This window comes from Sphingomonas sp. Ag1 (assembly GCF_000980895.1).
GTDB lineage: Bacteria > Pseudomonadota > Alphaproteobacteria > Sphingomonadales > Sphingomonadaceae > Sphingomonas > Sphingomonas panaciterrae.
Genome location: NZ_LAZX01000075.1, coordinates 1 through 17,964, shown reverse-complemented (window position 1 = coordinate 17,964; position 17,964 = coordinate 1). Strand labels below are relative to the sequence as shown.

The 17,964-nt window shown below is 66.9% G+C and carries 17 protein-coding genes, 1 tRNA gene and 1 rRNA gene; 7 read left to right on the top strand and 12 right to left on the bottom strand.

Going from position 1 to position 17,964, the window contains the following annotated elements; genetic code table 11:
- Position 1 precedes the first annotated feature (1 nt).
- Positions 2-202: a hypothetical protein gene (locus tag XM50_RS02875; RefSeq protein WP_046407229.1), complete on the top strand. Its 201-nt coding sequence runs from the start codon at positions 2-4 to the stop codon at positions 200-202.
- Positions 203-214: 12 nt separating this feature from the next.
- On the opposite strand, the gene XM50_RS02870 is transcribed toward XM50_RS02875, so the two are convergent.
- From XM50_RS02870 to XM50_RS02850, 5 genes are all read right to left on the bottom strand, one after another.
- Entirely contained in the window at positions 215-1,414 is a 1,200-nt protein-coding gene (locus XM50_RS02870) for a hypothetical protein (RefSeq protein WP_156167096.1), read from the bottom strand.
- Between the two features lie 50 nt (positions 1,415-1,464).
- Entirely contained in the window at positions 1,465-2,727 is a 1,263-nt protein-coding gene (locus XM50_RS02865) for a Coenzyme F420 hydrogenase/dehydrogenase, beta subunit C-terminal domain (RefSeq protein WP_046407226.1), read from the bottom strand.
- A complete protein-coding gene (locus XM50_RS02860; RefSeq protein WP_046407224.1) occupies positions 2,724-3,950 on the bottom strand; it encodes a polysaccharide pyruvyl transferase family protein in 1,227 nt (408 codons plus the stop codon). Before XM50_RS02860 ends, XM50_RS02865 begins: the two co-directional genes overlap by 4 nt.
- Positions 3,951-4,049: 99 nt before the next feature.
- Positions 4,050-4,721 (bottom strand): spermidine synthase, encoded by a 672-nt coding sequence (locus XM50_RS02855; protein ID WP_046407223.1) that lies wholly within the window; start codon positions 4,719-4,721, stop codon positions 4,050-4,052.
- Positions 4,718-5,089 carry a DUF6481 family protein gene (locus XM50_RS02850; protein ID WP_046407221.1) on the bottom strand — a complete coding sequence of 124 codons (372 nt, stop codon included), beginning with the start codon at positions 5,087-5,089 and terminating at the stop codon, positions 4,718-4,720. The genes XM50_RS02855 and XM50_RS02850 overlap by 4 nt, the downstream gene beginning before the upstream one ends.
- A gap of 129 nt (positions 5,090-5,218) precedes the next feature.
- On the opposite strand from XM50_RS02850, the gene XM50_RS02845 reads away from it, so the two are divergent.
- Genes XM50_RS02845 through XM50_RS02830 form a run of 4 tightly spaced genes read left to right on the top strand, consistent with a single transcriptional unit; the run spans position 5,219 to position 8,069 of the window.
- A complete protein-coding gene (locus XM50_RS02845) occupies positions 5,219-5,533 on the top strand; it encodes a hypothetical protein (protein ID WP_046407251.1) in 315 nt (104 codons plus the stop codon).
- 9 nt (positions 5,534-5,542) lie between these two features.
- Positions 5,543-7,162: an NAD(P)/FAD-dependent oxidoreductase gene (locus XM50_RS02840; RefSeq protein WP_046407220.1), complete on the top strand. Its 1,620-nt coding sequence runs from the start codon at positions 5,543-5,545 to the stop codon at positions 7,160-7,162.
- Complete coding sequence (locus XM50_RS02835) at positions 7,159-7,698, top strand: pseudouridine synthase (RefSeq protein ID WP_046407218.1); 540 nt, start codon at positions 7,159-7,161, stop codon at positions 7,696-7,698. The genes XM50_RS02840 and XM50_RS02835 overlap by 4 nt, the downstream gene beginning before the upstream one ends.
- On the top strand, positions 7,695-8,069 hold the full coding sequence (locus XM50_RS02830) for a reverse transcriptase-like protein (protein ID WP_046407217.1): 375 nt from the start codon (positions 7,695-7,697) through the stop codon (positions 8,067-8,069). Before XM50_RS02835 ends, XM50_RS02830 begins: the two co-directional genes overlap by 4 nt.
- Here the strand turns inward: XM50_RS02830 and XM50_RS02825 are convergent.
- A complete protein-coding gene (locus tag XM50_RS02825) occupies positions 8,056-9,639 on the bottom strand; it encodes a peptidase dimerization domain-containing protein (RefSeq protein WP_046407215.1) in 1,584 nt (527 codons plus the stop codon). The genes XM50_RS02830 and XM50_RS02825 overlap by 14 nt on opposite strands.
- A 171-nt stretch (positions 9,640-9,810) precedes the next feature.
- On the opposite strand from XM50_RS02825, the gene XM50_RS02820 reads away from it, so the two are divergent.
- Complete coding sequence (locus XM50_RS02820; protein ID WP_046407249.1) at positions 9,811-11,211, top strand: FAD-binding oxidoreductase; 1,401 nt, start codon at positions 9,811-9,813, stop codon at positions 11,209-11,211.
- Positions 11,212-11,263: 52 nt separating this feature from the next.
- On the opposite strand, the gene XM50_RS02815 is transcribed toward XM50_RS02820, so the two are convergent.
- The 4 genes from XM50_RS02815 to XM50_RS02800 are packed head-to-tail and all read right to left on the bottom strand — an operon-like array spanning position 11,264 to position 16,349.
- Positions 11,264-11,716, bottom strand: a complete 453-nt coding sequence (locus XM50_RS02815) for a MaoC family dehydratase (protein ID WP_046407213.1) — start codon at positions 11,714-11,716, stop codon at positions 11,264-11,266.
- The gene (locus tag XM50_RS02810) at positions 11,716-13,569 is read right to left on the bottom strand and encodes an ATP-binding protein (RefSeq protein WP_046407247.1); all 1,854 of its coding nucleotides are present in this window, start codon (positions 13,567-13,569) and stop codon (positions 11,716-11,718) included. Before XM50_RS02810 ends, XM50_RS02815 begins: the two co-directional genes overlap by 1 nt.
- Positions 13,570-13,574: 5 nt before the next feature.
- On the bottom strand, positions 13,575-15,170 hold the full coding sequence (locus XM50_RS02805) for a carboxyl transferase domain-containing protein (RefSeq protein WP_046407212.1): 1,596 nt from the start codon (positions 15,168-15,170) through the stop codon (positions 13,575-13,577).
- 9 nt (positions 15,171-15,179) lie between these two features.
- Positions 15,180-16,349: an acyl-CoA dehydrogenase family protein gene (locus XM50_RS02800; protein WP_046407210.1), complete on the bottom strand. Its 1,170-nt coding sequence runs from the start codon at positions 16,347-16,349 to the stop codon at positions 15,180-15,182.
- Positions 16,350-16,442: 93 nt separating this feature from the next.
- Between XM50_RS02800 and XM50_RS02795 the strand changes: the two genes are divergently transcribed.
- Positions 16,443-17,345 carry a LysR family transcriptional regulator gene (locus XM50_RS02795; RefSeq protein WP_046407246.1) on the top strand — a complete coding sequence of 301 codons (903 nt, stop codon included), beginning with the start codon at positions 16,443-16,445 and terminating at the stop codon, positions 17,343-17,345.
- Between the two features lie 136 nt (positions 17,346-17,481).
- Here the strand turns inward: XM50_RS02795 and XM50_RS02790 are convergent.
- A tRNA-Met gene (locus tag XM50_RS02790) sits at positions 17,482-17,558 on the bottom strand.
- Positions 17,559-17,680: 122 nt separating this feature from the next.
- Positions 17,681-17,795, bottom strand: a 5S ribosomal RNA gene (rrf, locus tag XM50_RS02785).
- Positions 17,796-17,964 lie beyond the last annotated feature (169 nt).

Genomic DNA, 17,964 nt, shown 5'->3' with positions numbered 1-17,964 from the left:
GATGCGGCGCTGGCGCCCGGTGCTGTTCGCGCTGGGCGCCATCCTCGCCCTGGTCGGTCTGCTGTGGATCGGCCAGGGACTGGGTTATGTACAATGGCCCGCGTCGAGCTTCATGCTCGACCAACGCGTCTGGGCCGACCGCGGCGCCTTTCTGGCAGCCGGCGGCCTGCTCCTGATCCTGCTGTCACGCCGCCTTCGCTGAGCCGAGATCGGCTTATCGCTCCAGCGCGTAGCGAACCCCAAGCGACAGCAGAAATCCGCTATAGTCATAAAGATCAGGCGTCGCATCGCGCTGGCGATAGGCGGCGGCGAGCCGAACCCGCGCGCGGGCGCGACGATATTCGAGCCCCAGCATATAATCCTGGCTGCGGTCGTCGATCAGCTGGAACGGCTGCGGTAGTGCGCCGGCATCGAACGCCCGCGTCATCAATGACGCGGTCGCATCAACCCTGACGCTCGGCCCCAGCGCATAGATAATCGTACCCGCATAGCTGCTGGTGCGCACCAGATTGGCGAAGGTGCCGGTAGCCGCATCAATGGCCCGCGATGTCCGCACGGTCAGTTGCGCCCGGTCTGCCAGCCGCACCGTGCTCGCAAGATCCCAATTCAGTCCGTTCAGGCGGCGCCCCGATCGCGCGTCGTGCTCACCCATCCACGCGTAACCGAGGGAGGCCGTCATCTGGAGCCGTGCGCCGAGGCGGCGGTCGAAGCCGACGCCAGCGTAGCTGACGCGAAAGCGCTGGCTGCCGAGCGAACCGTCGGGTGGCCGACGATCATAGTCAAAGCTGGCGCGACGCGCGACCAAGCTGACGACGCCGACGACGGGATTGGCATAGGAAAGGCCGGCCGCATAGCGCGTCTCGCTCACGTCCTGAAAGCGCCGTGCCGCTGCGCTGTTGGTCGTTTCCGTATGCCCGAGCGAGACAAAGGGCCGGATGCCGATTGCCGGCCCACACGCCAGCCGGGCGTCCGCGCGACGGTCGGTCCGGGCGTTGGCCGCCGCCTCGGCCGGCGCGTTCGGGACAAGCGACAGGTCGGCAAGATCGCTTTGTGCACGGGCGTAATGCAGGTCGCCATCGAACATGCAGAACGCCAGCGGGAGCTTTGTTCCGGCGGACAGATCGATCCGCTCGCGATCAAGCTGATCGTTGCGGGCGTAAGCATCATAGCCGACGACCCCGAGGAAGGTGAACGCGGCACGCCCGGCGGGAAGCGCCAGGTCGATCGCCGCAACATTGGTGCTGCGCACGTCCTCCTGCTCGATGTCGCGCAGCCGCGCCGCCGTTTCGGTGCCGTGGGCGACATTGGTGTCGTAGAGGAGGTCCGATGCGACCGACAGGGTGATCTTGCGTGGCGGGGGATTGAAGGTGTGGCCGTCGATCGGCCGCGTTTGGCCATCTGCGAGCGCAGGCATCAATAGCGCCAGGGAAAGGACGCCCCCCTGCACCAGCGCCGCTGCCCGCGTCACGACACCCCCCGCCACGACAGCGGCGTCCGTGCGACGCCGCGTCGCCACCGGCGCTGCCAGACACGCCGCATGGTGCCGAGGAAGTTGCGGGCAAGATCATAGGTTCTGCCAAGACGCGCGGCCCGCATCACGTCCAGATCGCGCATCCTGGGGGTGCGCTGGCCCAGCAGGCGCGTCGCGGCGATCCGTGCGGCCACCATCCGCTTGCGCTGCGCCTGCGCTGGCTGCATTCGTGCCACGTCGGCGAGCGGCAGCGGCGAGGCGGCGAGGACGCCGGCGGCCTGTGCGGACGCCAGCAAGGCCGCCCCCGCCGCGGTCCGCGCCATGATCAGACTGCGTCCTTCCTCCTCATCGAACAGCGGGTACCCGGTCTCGTCGCCGTACCAGGCGTCGGCGCAGGCGATGTCGGCAGTCCCGCCGACCGCATCCGGGCAGATCTTGCAGCGGAATTGCACTTCGCGGCTGAGGTGGCGACCCCAGCTTTCGGCATAAGGCATGTCGGCCTGTCGCCCCTCGCGTGTGGTGGCGACCGTCAGGCCAGGCCAACCCTGCCCCCGGTAGCGGAACGCCTGCACCTCCCCGCCCTCCAGCCCCATCGCCGCAACGATGCGCCGGGCGCCATCCTCGCTGGGCATGCCGCCACAGAAGAAGGACAGGATGAGCGGCACCTGCACGGCCACACGCGGATCGTGGCGGCCGAGGCGACGGAGCGCCGACACGTCACATGGCTTGCCGACAAAGGCGAACGCCCCACCGTCGGCCAAGGCACGGTCCATCGCAGCCAGGGGAGAGGATGCCGCGTAACGCGATCCTGCCCCGGAAAGCACCTGCGCCGCATCGGTGGACCACCGCATCCGGTTGCCAAGCGGGTGGTCGGGATCCGCCTCCACGTGAAGCACCCGATCGACGAGACCCGACTCCAGTGCATGGACCAGCAGCGCGGATAGCGCCCCGCCCGACGCGCCGGCGAAACGGATCGTCGGGTCGGTAGCCGCACCAACCATGTTCTGGCGCCAAGGGCCCCAGAGCGGATGCCGCTCCATCGCATTCGGCCAAGGAGCGACGACTTCGCCGGGGCAGCTGGCCGCGATCTTGGCTTCGACAGACGGTGGGATGGGCTGGCGTTGTACAGGGCGCGCGTACCCCGGCGCGGCCATGCCCATGACGATCGCATTCCCCGACACGCCGGCGCACAGGCCGCAGCCGCTGCACAGATCGTTCTTGAGCACGCGGTCGACCGTTACGGAGGTGTCCTTCACGACCGCTGGCTCACGGACGCAAAAAGCCCGCTGAGCGTGGCGCGGTAGCCGGCGAGGAGCGTCTCCACCTTGGCAAGCCCCTCCACCTCCGTCGCCGCGAGCTGCAATCGGCTGCCGAGCGCCTGCATGACACACGCGACTGCCGCATCCTCATCCATACCCTTCACAGGGATCATCATGTCGTAATCGAGCAGGCCGAAGAGGCCGGTGAACTTGCGGCTATAGGCCACGGGCACGACTGGCACGCCGGTCGAGAACGCCGCGATACAGGCGTGCATCCGTCCGGCCACCAGCAGATCGAGCCCCGAGATATAGCTTTTCGCCCGGGTCGGATCGGCAAAGTCGGGCACACGGATCGCAGTGGGGAATTCGCGCGCAAGCCGGTCGGCCACCACCCCGTCGTCGTCGACCGGGTTCTCCCGGTTGGTCGCATGGGGGATCAGATGGACCTGGAGACTCGGCTGCCGCGTCAACGCGCTGAGCAGGCGGCGCGTGAATACGGCATAATCATAGGAAAGCCCGAAATGGTTGGTGCCGCGTTCCGCCTCCCCGAACAGCAGGCCGGAGACGTTGACCCCGATCCGCAGCAGCGGCGAGCCGCGCAGCGACGCGCGATCGGTGAACGGCAGTTCGAACGCGACATCGACCGCAAGCTTCACATTGGCTTCCGGCGCAAGCGACAGCGCGGCGACCCGCGACGCTTCATCGCGGGCGAAGACCGCACGACTGCGGCGCATGATGAAGGCTGCGATCGCCTTATACCCGGCGCCGGTGAACGGCCCGATGGTCTGCGGGGACAGAACGAGCGGCCGGCCACGCGCGAGGGCAAACAGCTTGGTCAGCGTGAGGAAGAGGAAACGGCGCGGGCCGTAGATGTCGGTGAAGCTGTCACCTGCCCCGATATCGAGGACGCAGTCCACCTCCCCCATCGCGCGCCAGATGGCGCCGCCCGGCTTCAGCGCGCGAGAGGCGATCGCAACGCACTGTATATCGAGGCCGGCGAACGGCGGCGGTGCGGACTCCCGCGCACCCATGATGACGAAGCGCGGCGTCAGTCCCGCCCGGCGCGCCGCGTCCCGCGCGATGGCAAGATTGGCCAGCGTCAGCGCGCCGATCCCGAGATTGCCGGAGTTCAGCGAATGCCACAGCAGGCCGATCGTGATCGTAGGGGCGATCTGTCCATTGCCGTGACAATCATCGCGAAGTGCCGCGCGGCCATGCATTCCTGTGCGCCCCCATCAGTCCGTGCGGCTGTGTGGCGCAATTCGTGTGGAGATGTTCGGTTTAGCGCCGTTCTGGCGCAATCTACGTGATGGTACCGATCAGTCGCGGCGGGCGAACCAGATGATGTGTGTCGCGCCCTTTCCGTTGTCGCGCGCTTTCACGCGCACCTCGTCAACGCTGAAGCCGACGCTGCCCAGACGGCGCGCAAATACCGGGTCGGGCGCGGCGGACCAGACCGCCAGGATCCCACCGGGTCGCAAGGCGCGCCATGCTGCCTCAAGCCCGCGAACAGTGTAGATACTGTCGTTCGCCGGACGGGTCAGGCCGTCCGGGCCGTTATCGACGTCAAGGAGGATCGCATCATAGCCGCCCGTCTGGCGGCGGATGATGTCACCCACGTCGCCCATTTCGAGCGCGACGCGCGGATCATCGAGGCAGCCGTCGGTCAGGTCCACCATCGGGCCGCGCGCCCATTCGATGATGCCGGGCACCAGTTCGGCGACGACCACGCTGGCGTCCTTGCCGACGAGGCCAAGCACCGCGCGCAGCGTGAAGCCCATGCCATAGCCGCCAATCAACAGCCGGGGCGCGGGGCGGCCGACGAGCCGCTGGCATGCCAGCGTGCCGAGCGCCACCTCAGAGCCGCTCATCCGCGTGCTCATCAGCTCGTTACGCTCGAGCACGATCATGAAGTCTTTGCCGCGGCGGAACAGTCGCAGCGGCGGACCGCCCGGCACCTCGGCGATGCCGACCAGCTCGCGCGGGGTCACTTGCGTTGGCGAGCCTTGCGCGCGGCGTAGCGCGCGTCGCGCGCCGCCTTCAGCTCGGCCGCGGTCGGGATGTGGGGCACCGGCGCCGGACGGCGCGCGGCTGCGGCCCGCTCAGCTGCTTCGTCGGCCTCGGCCTGTGCCTTGGCCCGCTGCTCTGCCTTGGCGGCCTTTTCGGCCTCGATCGCGGCCTTGTGGGCTGCCCGGCGCTCGGCCGCAGCGGCCTCCTTCGCGGCAAGCGCGGCCGCGCGGGCCGCGGCTGCCTCTGGATCCGGCGCCGTCTTGGTGCGCTGCTTTTCGACAGCGCGCTGCTTCGCGGCGCGCGAAGCGGCCGCACGATCATTGAACGTGGGGAGTTTGAAACCTGCCATATGCCCGCCCGCTTAGCAGAAACTGCCGATCATGGAAGAAAGAGTTTCCAAAGCTGCAATCGCTCCCTAGTCTCTATGCCCTTTGGCGTCTGCCTGATTGGCGGCCCCACGATGGTTCAAGATCGGCGCATGGCGAAACGAAAGCGCTACCTCACGGCGACCATGGCCGACGGCTATGTGAAGACGATCGGGCCGACCAATGCCCCCTTCACCCATTATTGGCGGCTGGTGGCGTATCTGCCCGGCGGCAAGACGGAGGTATTCTGGGGTCATGCCAAGTCGCTGAAGGAGGCGACCGGCAAGAAAGCCGCCAGCGAGGAAGCGGCACGGCAGCGCGGCTGGGAACGATATGAGTTCGAGGTCGCGGCACTGGAAGAGACCGCGGGACCAGACGGGAGAACCGAGCGAGATCAGCCGTCTGGCGCTCGTCGACCGGCGGTGTAGAGCGCTGGCATGCTACGCATCAGTGAACTGAAACTGCCGCTACACCATGCCGACGAGGCGCTGCCGGCCGCGATCTGCCGCCGGCTGCGGATCACGCCGCGCGAGTTGATCCGCTATACGATCGCCCGGCGCGGCCATGATGCGCGCGACAAGAACAACATCGCGCTGGTCTATTCCATTGATGTCGCGGTGAAGAACGAGGCGACGGTACTCGCCCGCTTTCGCCGCGATCGCGATATCCAGCTGACCCCGGACACCCGCTACCACCTGCCCGCCGCGCCGCCGGCCGGTACAAGACGGCCAGTAGTGATCGGTGCTGGGCCATGCGGCCTGTTCGCCGCCCTGATCCTGGCGCAGGCCGGCCACCGACCGATCGTGCTGGAACGCGGCAAGGTGGTGCGGGAGCGGACCAAGGACACATGGGGGCTATGGCGGCGTAGCGTGCTGAACCCCGAGTCAAACGTACAGTTCGGCGAGGGCGGCGCCGGCACCTTTTCCGATGGAAAGCTGTACAGCCGGATCAAGGATCCCCGGCACCTCAACCGCAAGGTACTGACCGAGTTCGTGAAGGCCGGTGCGCCGCCCGAGATCCTGACCGAAGCGCATCCGCACATCGGCACCTTCCGCCTGGTCACCATGGTCGAGAGCATGCGCGCTTCGATCGAGGAGCTTGGCGGCGAATATCGCTTCGGCACCCGAGTCGACGGGCTGGACGTGCAGACGAACGCGGCCGGCGAGCGGCAGGTGCGCGGGCTGCACTTGCATGACGGATCGTATCTGGAGGCCGATCATGTCGTGCTGGCGATCGGGCACAGTGCGCGCGACACTTTCGCCATGCTGCACGCTGCGGGCGTCCATGCCGAGGCGAAACCCTTTTCGATCGGTGTCAGGATCGAGCATCCGCAATCATGGATCGACCGCGCCCGCTTCGGCCATGAGGCCGGAAATGCGATCCTGGGTGCGGCGGAATATCACATCTCGCATCACTGCTCGAACGGGCGCACCGTCTACAGCTTCTGCATGTGTCCGGGCGGCACCGTCGTCGCCGCCACTTCGGAGGAAGGGCGGGTCGCCACCAACGGGATGAGCCAATATTCCCGCAACGAGCGCAATGCGAATTCCGGCTTCGTCGTCGCGATCGATCCGGCGCGCGACTATCCGGGCGACCCGCTGGCCGGGATCGCGCTGCAACGCCAGCTGGAGGAGCAGGCGTTCGTGGCTGGCGGATCGAACTACAAGGCGCCGGCGCAGCGGGTGGGAGACTTCCTGGCCGGTCGCCCCTCCACGTCGCTTGGATCGGTGACGCCGTCGTACAAGCCCGGCGTCGAGCCGACCGACCTGTCGCTATGCCTGCCCGATTTCGTCATCGCCGCGATGCGTGAGGCGCTGCCGGTGTTTGGACGCCAGATCCGCGACTATGACCATCCCGATGTCGTGATGACTGGCGTGGAGACGCGCACGTCGTCGCCGGTGCGCTTCACCCGCGGCGAGGATGGCCAGAGCCTCAACACCGCCGGGCTGTTCCCCGCTGGCGAGGGCGCTGGCTACGCCGGTGGCATCCTGTCCGCGGCGGTGGACGGCATCCGAACGGCCGAAGCGGTTGCCCAAAGCATCGCCGCAGCGCGATGACGCTGCTGCTGTTCAACAAGCCGTATGACGTGCTGAGCCAGTTTACCGATCGCGGCTCCCCCACCAAGCGCGCCACGCTGTCGGACTTCATCGATGTGCCGGGCGTCTATCCCGCGGGCCGCCTTGATCGCGATAGCGAGGGGCTGCTGCTGTTGACCGATGACGGCCGGTTGCAGGCGCGCATCGCGGATCCGCGCTTCAAGCTGGCGAAAACCTATCTGGTGCAGGTGGAGGGTGAGCCGGCGGGTGACGCACTCGACGCGCTGCGCGGCGGGGTGAGGTTGAAGGACGGACCGACGCGCCCGGCAGAGGTGGAGCGGATCGATCCGCCAGCGATCTGGCCGCGCGATCCCCCGATCCGCTTTCGCGCCAACATAGCCGATTGCTGGCTGCGGCTGACCATTCGCGAGGGCCGCAACCGGCAGGTCCGCCGGATGACTGCGGCGGTCGGTCACCCAACGCTGCGGCTGGTGCGCTGGCAGATCGGTGACTGGTCGCTGGGTGATCTCGCCCCCGGCGCCTATCGCCGCGCATGAAGATCTACTTCGACGGCGGGCTGCGCCCGCTGCCCGCGGGCATGGAGATTGCAGTGGTCGCTGGCGGGCGCGCGCACGTCACGCGTCAGCTTGGCGCGGGGACGAGCATGGAGGCGGAGTGGCTGGCGCTGATCGCCGCGGTTCGCCTTGCCCTCGCGCAGGCGTATCGCGAGTCCATCCTGCTCGGCGACTGCCTGCCCGTCATTCGCCAGGCAGGGGGACGCGCGCGCACGCCGCCGGCGCTGCGCCACCACCTGCTGACCTTTCAGGCGCTGGTGCCGCCGGGCAGCGCCCTCAGGCTGCGCCACGTAAAGCGGACACAGAACCTCGCCGGGATCGCGCTGGAAAAGGGCTGTTTCACGGCTGGGTGATCGACGGCCACTTCACCCCGATCTGGTCCAGATAGGTCCGGTGCTTCGCGGGGTTGTAGTAGAACGGGCGCATCCGCTCCCGATAGGCGCCCATGATATCGGCGTTCATCTCGATATAGGGTTTCTCGTTGGTCAGGACGGGCTGATATTTGACGTCCTTCGTCTGGACATCGGTGAAATAGGCCTTGGCATCGGCAAGCAACCGGGGATCAAGGAACAGGTCCAGCATGGTCATCGCCATCGCCTTCGCCCCGGCAATCGCCCCCTTGTGCGCGATCGGCGTCGCCATCGCGATGGCGTTTGACCAATTGTGCCCGGGAAGGTTCGGGATGTTGGATGGATAGCGGATCGTAATCGTCGGCCGGGTCCAGGACACGTCGCCGATGTCGTCCGATCCGCCGCTCTTGGGCTCGGCATCTGGCGGGGTCAGCTTGCCCAGTTCGGTGTCGAGCCCGGTCTCCTTGCCCCCGACCAGCTTCTGCACCGCGCGGGCGAATTGCTGCTCCTCCGCGGTCCATGTCGGCAGACCGATCTTCTGCATGTTGGCATAGGCCGCCTCCGCCATCGGGCGGTTCATGTGCTGCGGCGCTGCGGTGCCGATGATGCGGTGGCTGACCGTCGTGTCGGTCATCATCGCGGCGGCCTTGGCGATCTTGGTGCCGATCTCGAAATTCTTGTGGATGTCCGCGAAGCTCTGTTCGCGGAAATAATACCAGACGGTCGCCTCCGAGGGCACGACGTTGGGGAAGTCACCGCCGTCCTTGATCACATAGTGGGAGCGCTGCTCAGGTCGCAGATGCTCGCGGCGGAAGTTCCAGCCGGCGTCCATCAGTTCGACCGCGTCCAGCGCACTGCGGCCGCGCCACGGGGCGCCCGCGGAATGCGCCGATTCGCCTGAGAAAGTGTAGAGGACGGACACGCCGCCGGTCCCGCTCGGCTGCCCCCAGTTGGTCGCGAGGTTGGAGCTGACATGGGTGAAGAGGACCGCGTCGGCATCCTTGAACAGCCCGTCGCGCACGAAGAAGGCCTTGGCGGCAACCGGCTCCTCCGCAACGCCGGGCCACAGCATCAGCGTGCCCGGGATCTTCTCACGCGTCATCAGTTCCTTGACCGCGATCGCGGCGGCGATGTTCACCGCCTGGCCGGAATTATGCCCCTCGCCGTGGCCCGGTGCTCCAGCCACCAGCGGCTCGCGCCAGGCGACGCCCGGCTTCTGGCTGGCCTTGGGGATGCCGTCGATGTCGGAGCCGACCGCGATCACCGGGCCGCCGCTGCCGTTGGTCCAGGTCGCCGTCCAGGCGGTGGGGATGCCCGCCACGCCGCGCACCACCTTGAAGCCGTTCTTTTCGAGAACCGCAGTGATGTAGCGCGAGGATTCGACCTCCTGCATGCCCAGTTCGCCGAAGCTGAACAGGGAATCGACCATCTCCTGAACCATCTTCGCCTGACGATCGACCTTCGCCGCTGCCTCCGTCTTCAGCGCGTCCAGCCTTGCCGGGTCGACCTGAGCCGCTGCGGGGGAAGCGGTGGCGAGGTGGAACACGCCGGCGAGAAGAGCGGCACGAAGCATGGGGCGAGCGGTCAAAGAGCGGTCCTTTCGCGAGAAGGACGCAAGGATGGCGGATCGAGGGGGTAAAGCAACGACGCCGGTCGCGGCGGGGCAGGCAAATCGGCGCGACGGCCATAGCCATCGCGCATGACCGCGGTTCTCATCGGGCCGCTTTCGGGGCAGGATCGGGGGATGCACCACGCCCCTTCCCCCGCCCGTCCGCCACTTGCCCCCGCCTTTCTCGAAGCGGCGCGGGAGCGGTTCGGCCACCAATGGCATGAGAGCGGCGCGATGCTGGCGCAACATGGCCGCTCAGAGGCACATTTCGGCCCCGCTCCTCCGGACGCGGTATTGTTCGCCCGCAGCACGCAGGATGTCGTCGATCTGGTCCAGCTGTGCACCGCCAATGACGTGCCGATCGTGCCCTTTGGCGCCGGCACCTCGATCGAGGGCAATGCGCTGCCGATTCATGGCGGGGTCAGCGTCAACATGTCGGAGATGAACGCGATCCTCGCCGTCCATGCCGACGATTTCGACTGCACCGTCCAGGCGGGGTGCCGGCGCGAGGAATTGAACCTGCACCTGCGCGACATGGGGCTGTTCTTCCCGATCGACCCCGGCGCCAATGCGACGATCGGCGGCATGGCGTCGACGCGCGCCAGCGGGACCAACGCGGTACGATATGGCACGATGCGCGAGGCGGTGCTGGCGCTGACCGTCGTCACGCCCGATGGGAAGGTCATCAGGACGGGCAGCCGGGCGCGCAAGTCGGCCGCCGGCTATGACCTGACACGGCTGTTCGTCGGCGCCGACGGAACACTTGGGATCATCACGGAAGTGACGCTTCGGCTGCATCCCATCCCGGAGCAGATTTCCGCCGCGGTCTGCGGCTTCACGACGTTGCAGGGCGCGGTGGATACGGTGGTTCAGTCGATCCAGTCGGGCGTGCCGCTGGCGCGCGTCGAACTGCTCGACGTGATGCAGATCCGGGCGGTCAATCGCTGGTCGAAGCTGGACCTGCCCGAGACGACGACCCTGTTCTTCGAATTCCATGGATCGCCCGCTGGCGTCGCCGAACAGGTCGCGACGGTGGAGACGCTGGCGACGGAGAATGGCGGCGGCGATTTCGCCTGGTCGACGCTGGCGGAGGAGCGCGCGCGGCTGTGGAAGGCGCGGCACGAGGCCTATTGGGCGGCGGTGAACCTGCGGCCCAATGCAGTCGGCTGGTCAACCGACGTGTGCGTGCCGATCAGCCGGTTGCCGGCGTGCATTCTGGAGACCCAGGCCGATCTGGCGACGTGCAGCGTGCCGGCGACGATCGTCGGCCATGTCGGCGATGGCAATTTCCACGTCATCTTCTCGATCGACCCGACGTCACCCGACGAACTGGCGGAAGTCGCCGCGGTCAATGCGCGGATCGTGGAACGCGCGCTGGCGATGGACGGCACCTGTACGGGCGAGCATGGCATCGGCCTTGGCAAGCAGAACTGGCTGGTCGCCGAACTGGGCGATGCCGTCGACATCATGCGCATGTTGAAGCGGACAATGGACCCGAAGAACCTGTTCAACCCGGGCAAGATCTTCGCGTTGTGAAGGGTGGCTGGGGCGCGCCGGCAGGTGACCGCCGGCGCACACCAGAATCCGTTCAGGCGGTCGATTTCTTGATCAGCGCCGACCGCAGGCACTGGCAGACGATCTCGTCACGCTGGTTCAGCAGCCGGTGCGCGAAGGTGACGATGCCGGCCCCAGGGCGCGAGCGGCTTTCCTTCAGTTCATGCACCTCGCTCTCGGCGCGCAGCGTGTCGCCGATGAACACCGGCTTGGGCATGACCAATTTGTCATAGCCGAGATTGGCGACCAGCGTGCCGAGCGTGGTGTCGCCGACCGATAGCCCCACCATCAGCGCGAAGGTGAAGGTGCCGTTGACGAGGATCTGGCCGAACTCGCTGGCCCGCGCCGCCTCGACATCGAGGTGCAGGGGCTGCGGATTGTGGGTCATGGTGGAAAACAGGAGGTTGTCCGTTTCCGTCACCGTTCGGCGGATCTCATGTACCAGACGGTCGCCCACCTGCCATTGATCGAAATAGCGTCCCGCCATCAGCCCTCTCCCACTTCGATCCGCGCCAGCAGCGTGCCTTCGGGCACCTGCTCACCAGCCGCCACCTTCAGCGCGCCGACCACGCCGTCGAACGGCGCGAGCAGTGCCTGCTCCATCTTCATCGCTTCCAGCACCAGCAGCCGCTCACCACGGGCGACCGCCTGCCCTTCCTCGACCAGAACCGCGATCACCCGGCCGGGCATCGGCGACATGATTGCGCCATCGCCCTCACCCGCGCCGCCTGCGTGGTCGGCGCGCGGCGGGCCGAAGGACCATGCCTCGCCATCGAGATACAGCACATCGCCGTCGATCGTCGCGGCCGGCGCGCCGGTACGCTCGACCAGATAGGGCGTGCCATCGACCTCCACCTCCACGCGCCGTACCGCCGGGGCATTGGCGCGGAAGCCGACCAGATCCTGCCACGGATCGCCGCTGGGCGCCGGCACGATCGCGGCAGCCGCCGCCTGAAGCACCGCCTCGGACGGCGTGGCGCCGGGGATCAGCCGGTCGGCATGCCGCTCGATGAAGCCGGTATCGATCCGGCCGGCGACGAAATCACCGTCCGCAGCGGCGCGCGCGAGGAAACCGGCATTGGTGCGCACCGGCCAGACCTGAACCTGCCGCGCGGCGTCGGCCAGTTTCGCGGCGGCAGCGGCGCGGGTGTCGCCATGCACGATCAGCTTGGCGATCATCGGATCGTAGAAGGGCGTGACCTCGCCACCTTCCTCGACGCCGCTGTCGATGCGAACGCCCGCGGGGAAGCGCAGCCGGTCGAGCGGGCCGGTGGAGGGAAGGAAGCCGCTGGCGGGATTTTCCGCGTAGAGCCGTGCCTCCATCGCCCAGCCGTCGATCGCCAGATCCTCCTGCCGCAGCGGCAGCGGCTCACCCGAGGCGACGCGCAGCTGCCATTCGACCAGATCCTGCCCGGTGATCGCTTCGGTCACCGGGTGTTCGACCTGAAGCCGGGTGTTCATTTCCATGAACCAGATGCGATCCGCGCGTAGCCCCTCAGAGCCGTCGGCGATGAATTCGATCGTACCCGCGCCGACATAATCGACCGCCTTGGCGGCGCGCACCGCCGCGTCGCAGATCGCGGCGCGGGTTTCCGGGTCCATGCCCGGCGCCGGCGCTTCCTCGATCACCTTCTGGTGGCGGCGCTGCAGCGAGCAATCGCGTTCGAACAGATGGACCACATTGCCCATTGTGTCGCCGAACACCTGCACCTCGATATGGCGGGGCGACAGGATGTATTTTTCGATGAGCACGCGATCGTCGCCGAACGAGGCCGCCGCCTCGCGCTTGCAGCTTTCCAGCATGGCGTCGAAATCGGCCGCGGCGTCGACCTTGCGCATCCCCTTGCCGCCGCCGCCGGCGACCGCCTTGATCAGCACGGGGTAGCCGATCGAATCCGCCTCCGCGCGCAAGCGGTCGGGCGACTGGTCCGCGCCGAGATAGCCGGGGGTGACCGGCACGCCAGCGGCGATCATCCGTTCCTTCGCCGCATCCTTCAGCCCCATGGCGCGGATGCTGGCCGGCGGCGCACCGACCCAGACGAGGCCGGCGGCAACCACTGCCTCGGCGAATTCCGCATTTTCGGACAGGAAGCCGTAGCCGGGGTGGATCGCCTGTGCGCCGGTTGCGCGCGCGGCGTCCAGCAAGCGGTCCTGCCGCAGATAGCTGTCGGCAGCGGCGGCGGTGCCGATGCACACCGCCTCATCCGCCTCGCGCACGAAGGGCATGCCGGCATCGACGTCGGAATGGACCGCGATGGTGCGGATGCCGAGGCGGCGCGCGGTGCGGATGATGCGGCGCGCGATCTCGCCACGATTGGCGATAAGGAGACTGTCGATCATGGCCATTACATCCGGAACACGCCGAAGGACGGCGTCTGAGGGATCGGCGCGTTCAACGCCGCGGAGAAGGCAAGGCCCAGCACGTCGCGGGTCTGCACCGGATCGATGATGCCATCGTCCCACAGCCGGGCGGTGGCATAATAGGGATTGCCCTCATCCTCATATTTCTGGCGGATCGGCGCCTTGAATTGCTCGGCCTCCTCCGGCGTCCACGTCTCGGCATCGCGGTGCACCGTGGCGAGCACGCTGGCGGCCTGCTCGCCACCCATCACCGAGATGCGCGCATTGGGCCAGGTGAACAGGAAACGCGGGCTGTAGGCGCGGCCGGCCATGCCGTAATTGCCCGCGCCGAAGCTGCCGCCGATCAGCACGGTGATCTTGGGCACCGAGGCAGTGGCGACGGCGGTGACGAGCTTGGCGCCATTCTTGGCGATCCCCTCCGCCTCATATTTGCCGCCGACCATGAAGCCGGAGATGTTCTGCAGGAACAGCAGCGGCACGCGCCGCTGACAGGCCAGTTCGATGAAATGCGCGCCCTTCAGCGCGCTTTCGGAGAACAGCACGCCATTGTTGGCGAGGATCGCCACCGGCATGCCCCAGATGCGGGCAAAGCCGCAGACGAGCGTGGTGCCGTAGAGCGGCTTGAACTCATGGAATTCGGAGCCGTCGACGATCCGCCCGATCACCTCATGCACGTCATAGGGCGCGCGCACGTCCTGCGGCACGATGCCGTAGAGGTCCGCCGGGTCCAGCCGCGGGGGCACGGGGGCGGTGATCTCGATATCGATCGCCTTGGGCCGGTTAAGCGTGGCGACGATGTCGCGCACGATCAGGAGGGCATGTTCGTCATTCTCGGCGACATGATCGACGACGCCGGACTTGCGACCATGCGTATCCGCGCCGCCCAGTTCCTCGGCGGAGATGACCTCGCCCGTCGCGGCCTTCACCAGCGGGGGGCCGGCCAGGAAGATCGTGCCCTGGTTGCGCACGATGACGCTTTCGTCGGACATCGCCGGGACATAGGCGCCGCCGGCAGTGCAGCTGCCCATCACGCAGGCGATCTGCGGAATGCCCTTCGCGGACATCTGCGCCTGGTTGAAGAAGATGCGACCGAAGTGATCGCGGTCGGGGAACACCTCCGCCTGGTGCGGCAGGTTCGCCCCGCCGCTGTCGACCAGATAGATGCACGGCAGATGATTTTCCTGCGCGATCTCCTGCGCGCGCAAATGCTTCTTCACCGTCATCGGGAAGTAGGCGCCGCCCTTCACCGTGGGATCATTGGCGACGATCATGCACTCGCGGCCCGACACCCGGCCGATGCCGACAATCATGCCGGCGCCCGGCGCGCCATCGTCATACATGCCGTTGGCGGCCAGCGCGCCGATCTCAAGGAACGGCGAGCCGGGATCGAGCAGCCGCTCGACCCGGTCGCGCGGCAGCAGCTTGCCACGCGCGACATGGCGGGCGCGATGCTGCTCCGACCCGCCGAGCGCGGTGCGGGCGATGGTGGCGCGCAGATCGTCCGCGAGCGTGCGATTGTGCGCGGCGTTGGCCTGGAAATCGTCGGACGACGCCGACACCTGCGTTGCGATACGTGGCATGGCCGCTCCCTATTGCGCGCGCGGCGCGTCGCCGGCGACCAGCTCACGGCCGACCAGCATGCGACGGATTTCATTGGTACCGGCGCCGATGTCGAGCAGCTTGGCGTCGCGCCAATAACGCTCGACCGGCCAGTCACGGGTATAGCCTGCGCCGCCCAGCGCCTGGATCGCCTCGCCCGCAACCTTCACCGCATTCTCGGACGCCAGCAGGATGCAGCCGGCGGCATCGAAGCGTGTCGTTTGCCCCGCGTCGCACGCCTGGGCGACCGCGTAGCAATAGGCGCGCGAGGAATTGAGCGCGACATACATGTCCGCCACCTTGGCCTGCATCAGCTGAAAGTCGCCGATCGGCCGGCCGAACTGCTTGCGCTCCCGCACATAGGGCAGCACCACGTCGAGGCAGGCCTGCATGATGCCGATCTGGATGCCCGACAGCACCACGCGCTCATAATCGAGGCCGGACATCAGCACTTTGACGCCGCCGTTCAGCGGCCCCATCACCTGGTCATCGGACACGAAGCAATCGTCGAACACCAGCTCCGCCGTGGGGGAGCCGCGCATGCCGACCTTGTCGATCTTCTGCCCGATCGAGAAATCGGGGAAATCCTTTTCAATCAGGAAGGCAGTGATGCCTTTCGAGCCGGCGTCGGGCGCGGTCTTGGCATAGACCACCAATGTGTCCGCATGAGGCGCGTTGGTGATCCAGAATTTGGTGCCGTTCAGCCGCCAACCGCCATCGACCTTGTCGGCGCGCAGCTTCATCGACACGACATCCGAACCCGCGCCCGCCTCAGACATGGCGAGGCTGCCGACATGTTCGCCGGAGATGAGCCCCGGCAGGTACTTCGCCTTCTGCTCCTCGCTCGCCCAGCGGCGGATCTGGTTCACGCAAAGGTTGGAATGCGCACCATAGCTGAGGCCGATCGCGGCGGAGGAGCGGCTGACTTCCTCGCAGGCGATCAGATGTTCGAGATAGCCGAGGCCAAGGCCGCCGTCCTTTTCCTCGACGGTGATGCCGTGCAGACCGAGCGCACCCATCTCCGGCCACAGATCGCGCGGGAAGCTGTCCTCCGCATCCACCCGCGCCGCGATCGGTTCGATCCGGTCGAGCGCAAAGCGCCGCGTGGTCGCGCGGATCGTGTCCGCCATTTCACCCAGCCTGAAATCCAGATCCGCCATGTCAGCCTCCGATCGATCCTTTGGCGGCAACCTAGGATCAGCGGCACCATCTGGGAAATTGAAAGCGCGGGAAGCACGTTATAGATGCGCTCTATGATCGAGCGCTATCACCTACGCTATTTTCTCGCGGTGGTGACGACCGGCAATTTCTCGCGGGCGGCGGCGGCATGCAATGTGTCCCAGCCGACGCTGTCGGTAGGGATCGCGAAGCTCGAGAAGCTGCTGGGCGGGCCGCTATTCAGTCGCACCAACCGGCGCGTGGCGCTGACCGATGCCGGCGCCAAGCTGCTGCTTCATGCGCGGACGATCGAGGCGGGCTTTGCCGCAGCGGAGCGCGACGTCGCGGGCAGCAGCGCGCCGCAGACGCTGCGGCTCGGCGTTCTGACGACAATCGCCCGCCGCTGGATCGAGGAACTGCTCGGCGACGCGGACTTGTTTCGCGATGGCGCGCGGATTGAAATCGTCGAGGGCAGCGAACGCGAGCTGCGCGGCCGCCTCGGTCGAGGCCGCATCGACGCCGCAGTGACGATCCTGCGGGAGGGCGATGCGGGTGGCGCTGCCCAGCGGCTCAACCGCGAAAGCTACCAGCTCGCTTTGAGCCGTAACCACCGGCTGGCGGCACGCCGCACGGTGCGGGTCGAGGAACTGATGAACGACGCGATGATCCTGCGCCGTCAGTGCGAATTGCTGCCGGAAACGAGCCGCTTCTTCACCGCCCACGGCATTCGCCCGTTCTTTGCGGCGCGGACGACCAGTGAGGCCAAGGCGGTGAGCTATGTCAGAGCTGGCCTGGGCGTCACCATCATGCCCCGCACCCTGGCGGAGCCGGGCACCATAATGGTCCCGCTGGAGGGGTTCGACTTCACGCGTGACGTTTCGCTCTTGTGGGCACCGCACATGCAGGCAGAGCGGGGCCGGCGGACGTCGTTGACCGCGGCGTTGGAACGCATTGTCCGTGCTGATTCCGACGAGGACAGCTTTGCGCGGCCGCTCTAGTCGGACGTGGAAGAGGTCGGCCTGCCGCAGCTGAGCGAGGATGGTTGCCGCGCCGGAGCTGGTGCGGCTCAGGGCACTGGCCAAGCCCTACAAACGACAACGCCGCCCTGAAGGGCGGCGAGCGTGTGTGTGTATTTGGTTGCGGGGACAGGATTTGAACCTGTGACCTTCAGGTTATGAGCCTGACGAGCTACCGGGCTGCTCCACCCCGCGACACTGTGTTTTTGTCCGTTTTGGAAACACGAACGCCTCCGTGATTAGCGGAGGCGACGGTGTTTCCTTGATGGACGACAAGATGAATGGGTTCGTTTTATCGTACACACGCAAGCTGCAATGCCTGGCGACGCCCTACTCTTCCATCGCTTAGGCGATAGTACCATTGGCGCAGTCGGGTTTCACGGCCGAGTTCGAGATGGGATCGGGTGGGACACCGACGCTATGGTCACCAGGCAATGAAGCCTGCGGTGTACCCCATGAAGTGGTACTTCATGGGGGCCCCGGACAAGCTGGGCCTGGCCGGGACGTACGGTTCTAAAATCGATGCACACTTTACGTATGTGTTGTTTCTGGCGTCGAGCTTTTCATCATCCGACCGTCATGGACAGCCAGGGCTGTCGTT

Bases quoted from the DNA above. Each gene is read 5' to 3' on its own strand.
- XM50_RS02875 (WP_046407229.1), top strand. From the start codon at position 2: ATGCGGCGCTGGCGCCCGGTGCTGTTCGCGCTGGGCGCCATCCTCGCC.
- XM50_RS02870 (WP_156167096.1), bottom strand. From the start codon at position 1,414: ATGCCTGCGCTCGCAGATGGCCAAACGCGGCCGATCGACGGCCACACC.
- XM50_RS02860 (WP_046407224.1), bottom strand. From the start codon at position 3,950: ATGCATGGCCGCGCGGCACTTCGCGATGATTGTCACGGCAATGGACAG.
- XM50_RS02850 (WP_046407221.1), bottom strand. From the start codon at position 5,089: ATGGCAGGTTTCAAACTCCCCACGTTCAATGATCGTGCGGCCGCTTCG.
- XM50_RS02845 (WP_046407251.1), top strand. From the start codon at position 5,219: ATGGCGAAACGAAAGCGCTACCTCACGGCGACCATGGCCGACGGCTAT.
- XM50_RS02840 (WP_046407220.1), top strand. From the start codon at position 5,543: ATGCTACGCATCAGTGAACTGAAACTGCCGCTACACCATGCCGACGAG.
- XM50_RS02835 (WP_046407218.1), top strand. From the start codon at position 7,159: ATGACGCTGCTGCTGTTCAACAAGCCGTATGACGTGCTGAGCCAGTTT.
- XM50_RS02830 (WP_046407217.1), top strand. From the start codon at position 7,695: ATGAAGATCTACTTCGACGGCGGGCTGCGCCCGCTGCCCGCGGGCATG.
- XM50_RS02825 (WP_046407215.1), bottom strand. From the start codon at position 9,639: ATGCTTCGTGCCGCTCTTCTCGCCGGCGTGTTCCACCTCGCCACCGCT.
- XM50_RS02820 (WP_046407249.1), top strand. From the start codon at position 9,811: ATGCACCACGCCCCTTCCCCCGCCCGTCCGCCACTTGCCCCCGCCTTT.
- XM50_RS02815 (WP_046407213.1), bottom strand. From the start codon at position 11,716: ATGGCGGGACGCTATTTCGATCAATGGCAGGTGGGCGACCGTCTGGTA.
- XM50_RS02810 (WP_046407247.1), bottom strand. From the start codon at position 13,569: ATGATCGACAGTCTCCTTATCGCCAATCGTGGCGAGATCGCGCGCCGC.
- XM50_RS02805 (WP_046407212.1), bottom strand. From the start codon at position 15,170: ATGCCACGTATCGCAACGCAGGTGTCGGCGTCGTCCGACGATTTCCAG.
- XM50_RS02800 (WP_046407210.1), bottom strand. From the start codon at position 16,349: ATGGCGGATCTGGATTTCAGGCTGGGTGAAATGGCGGACACGATCCGC.
- XM50_RS02795 (WP_046407246.1), top strand. From the start codon at position 16,443: ATGATCGAGCGCTATCACCTACGCTATTTTCTCGCGGTGGTGACGACC.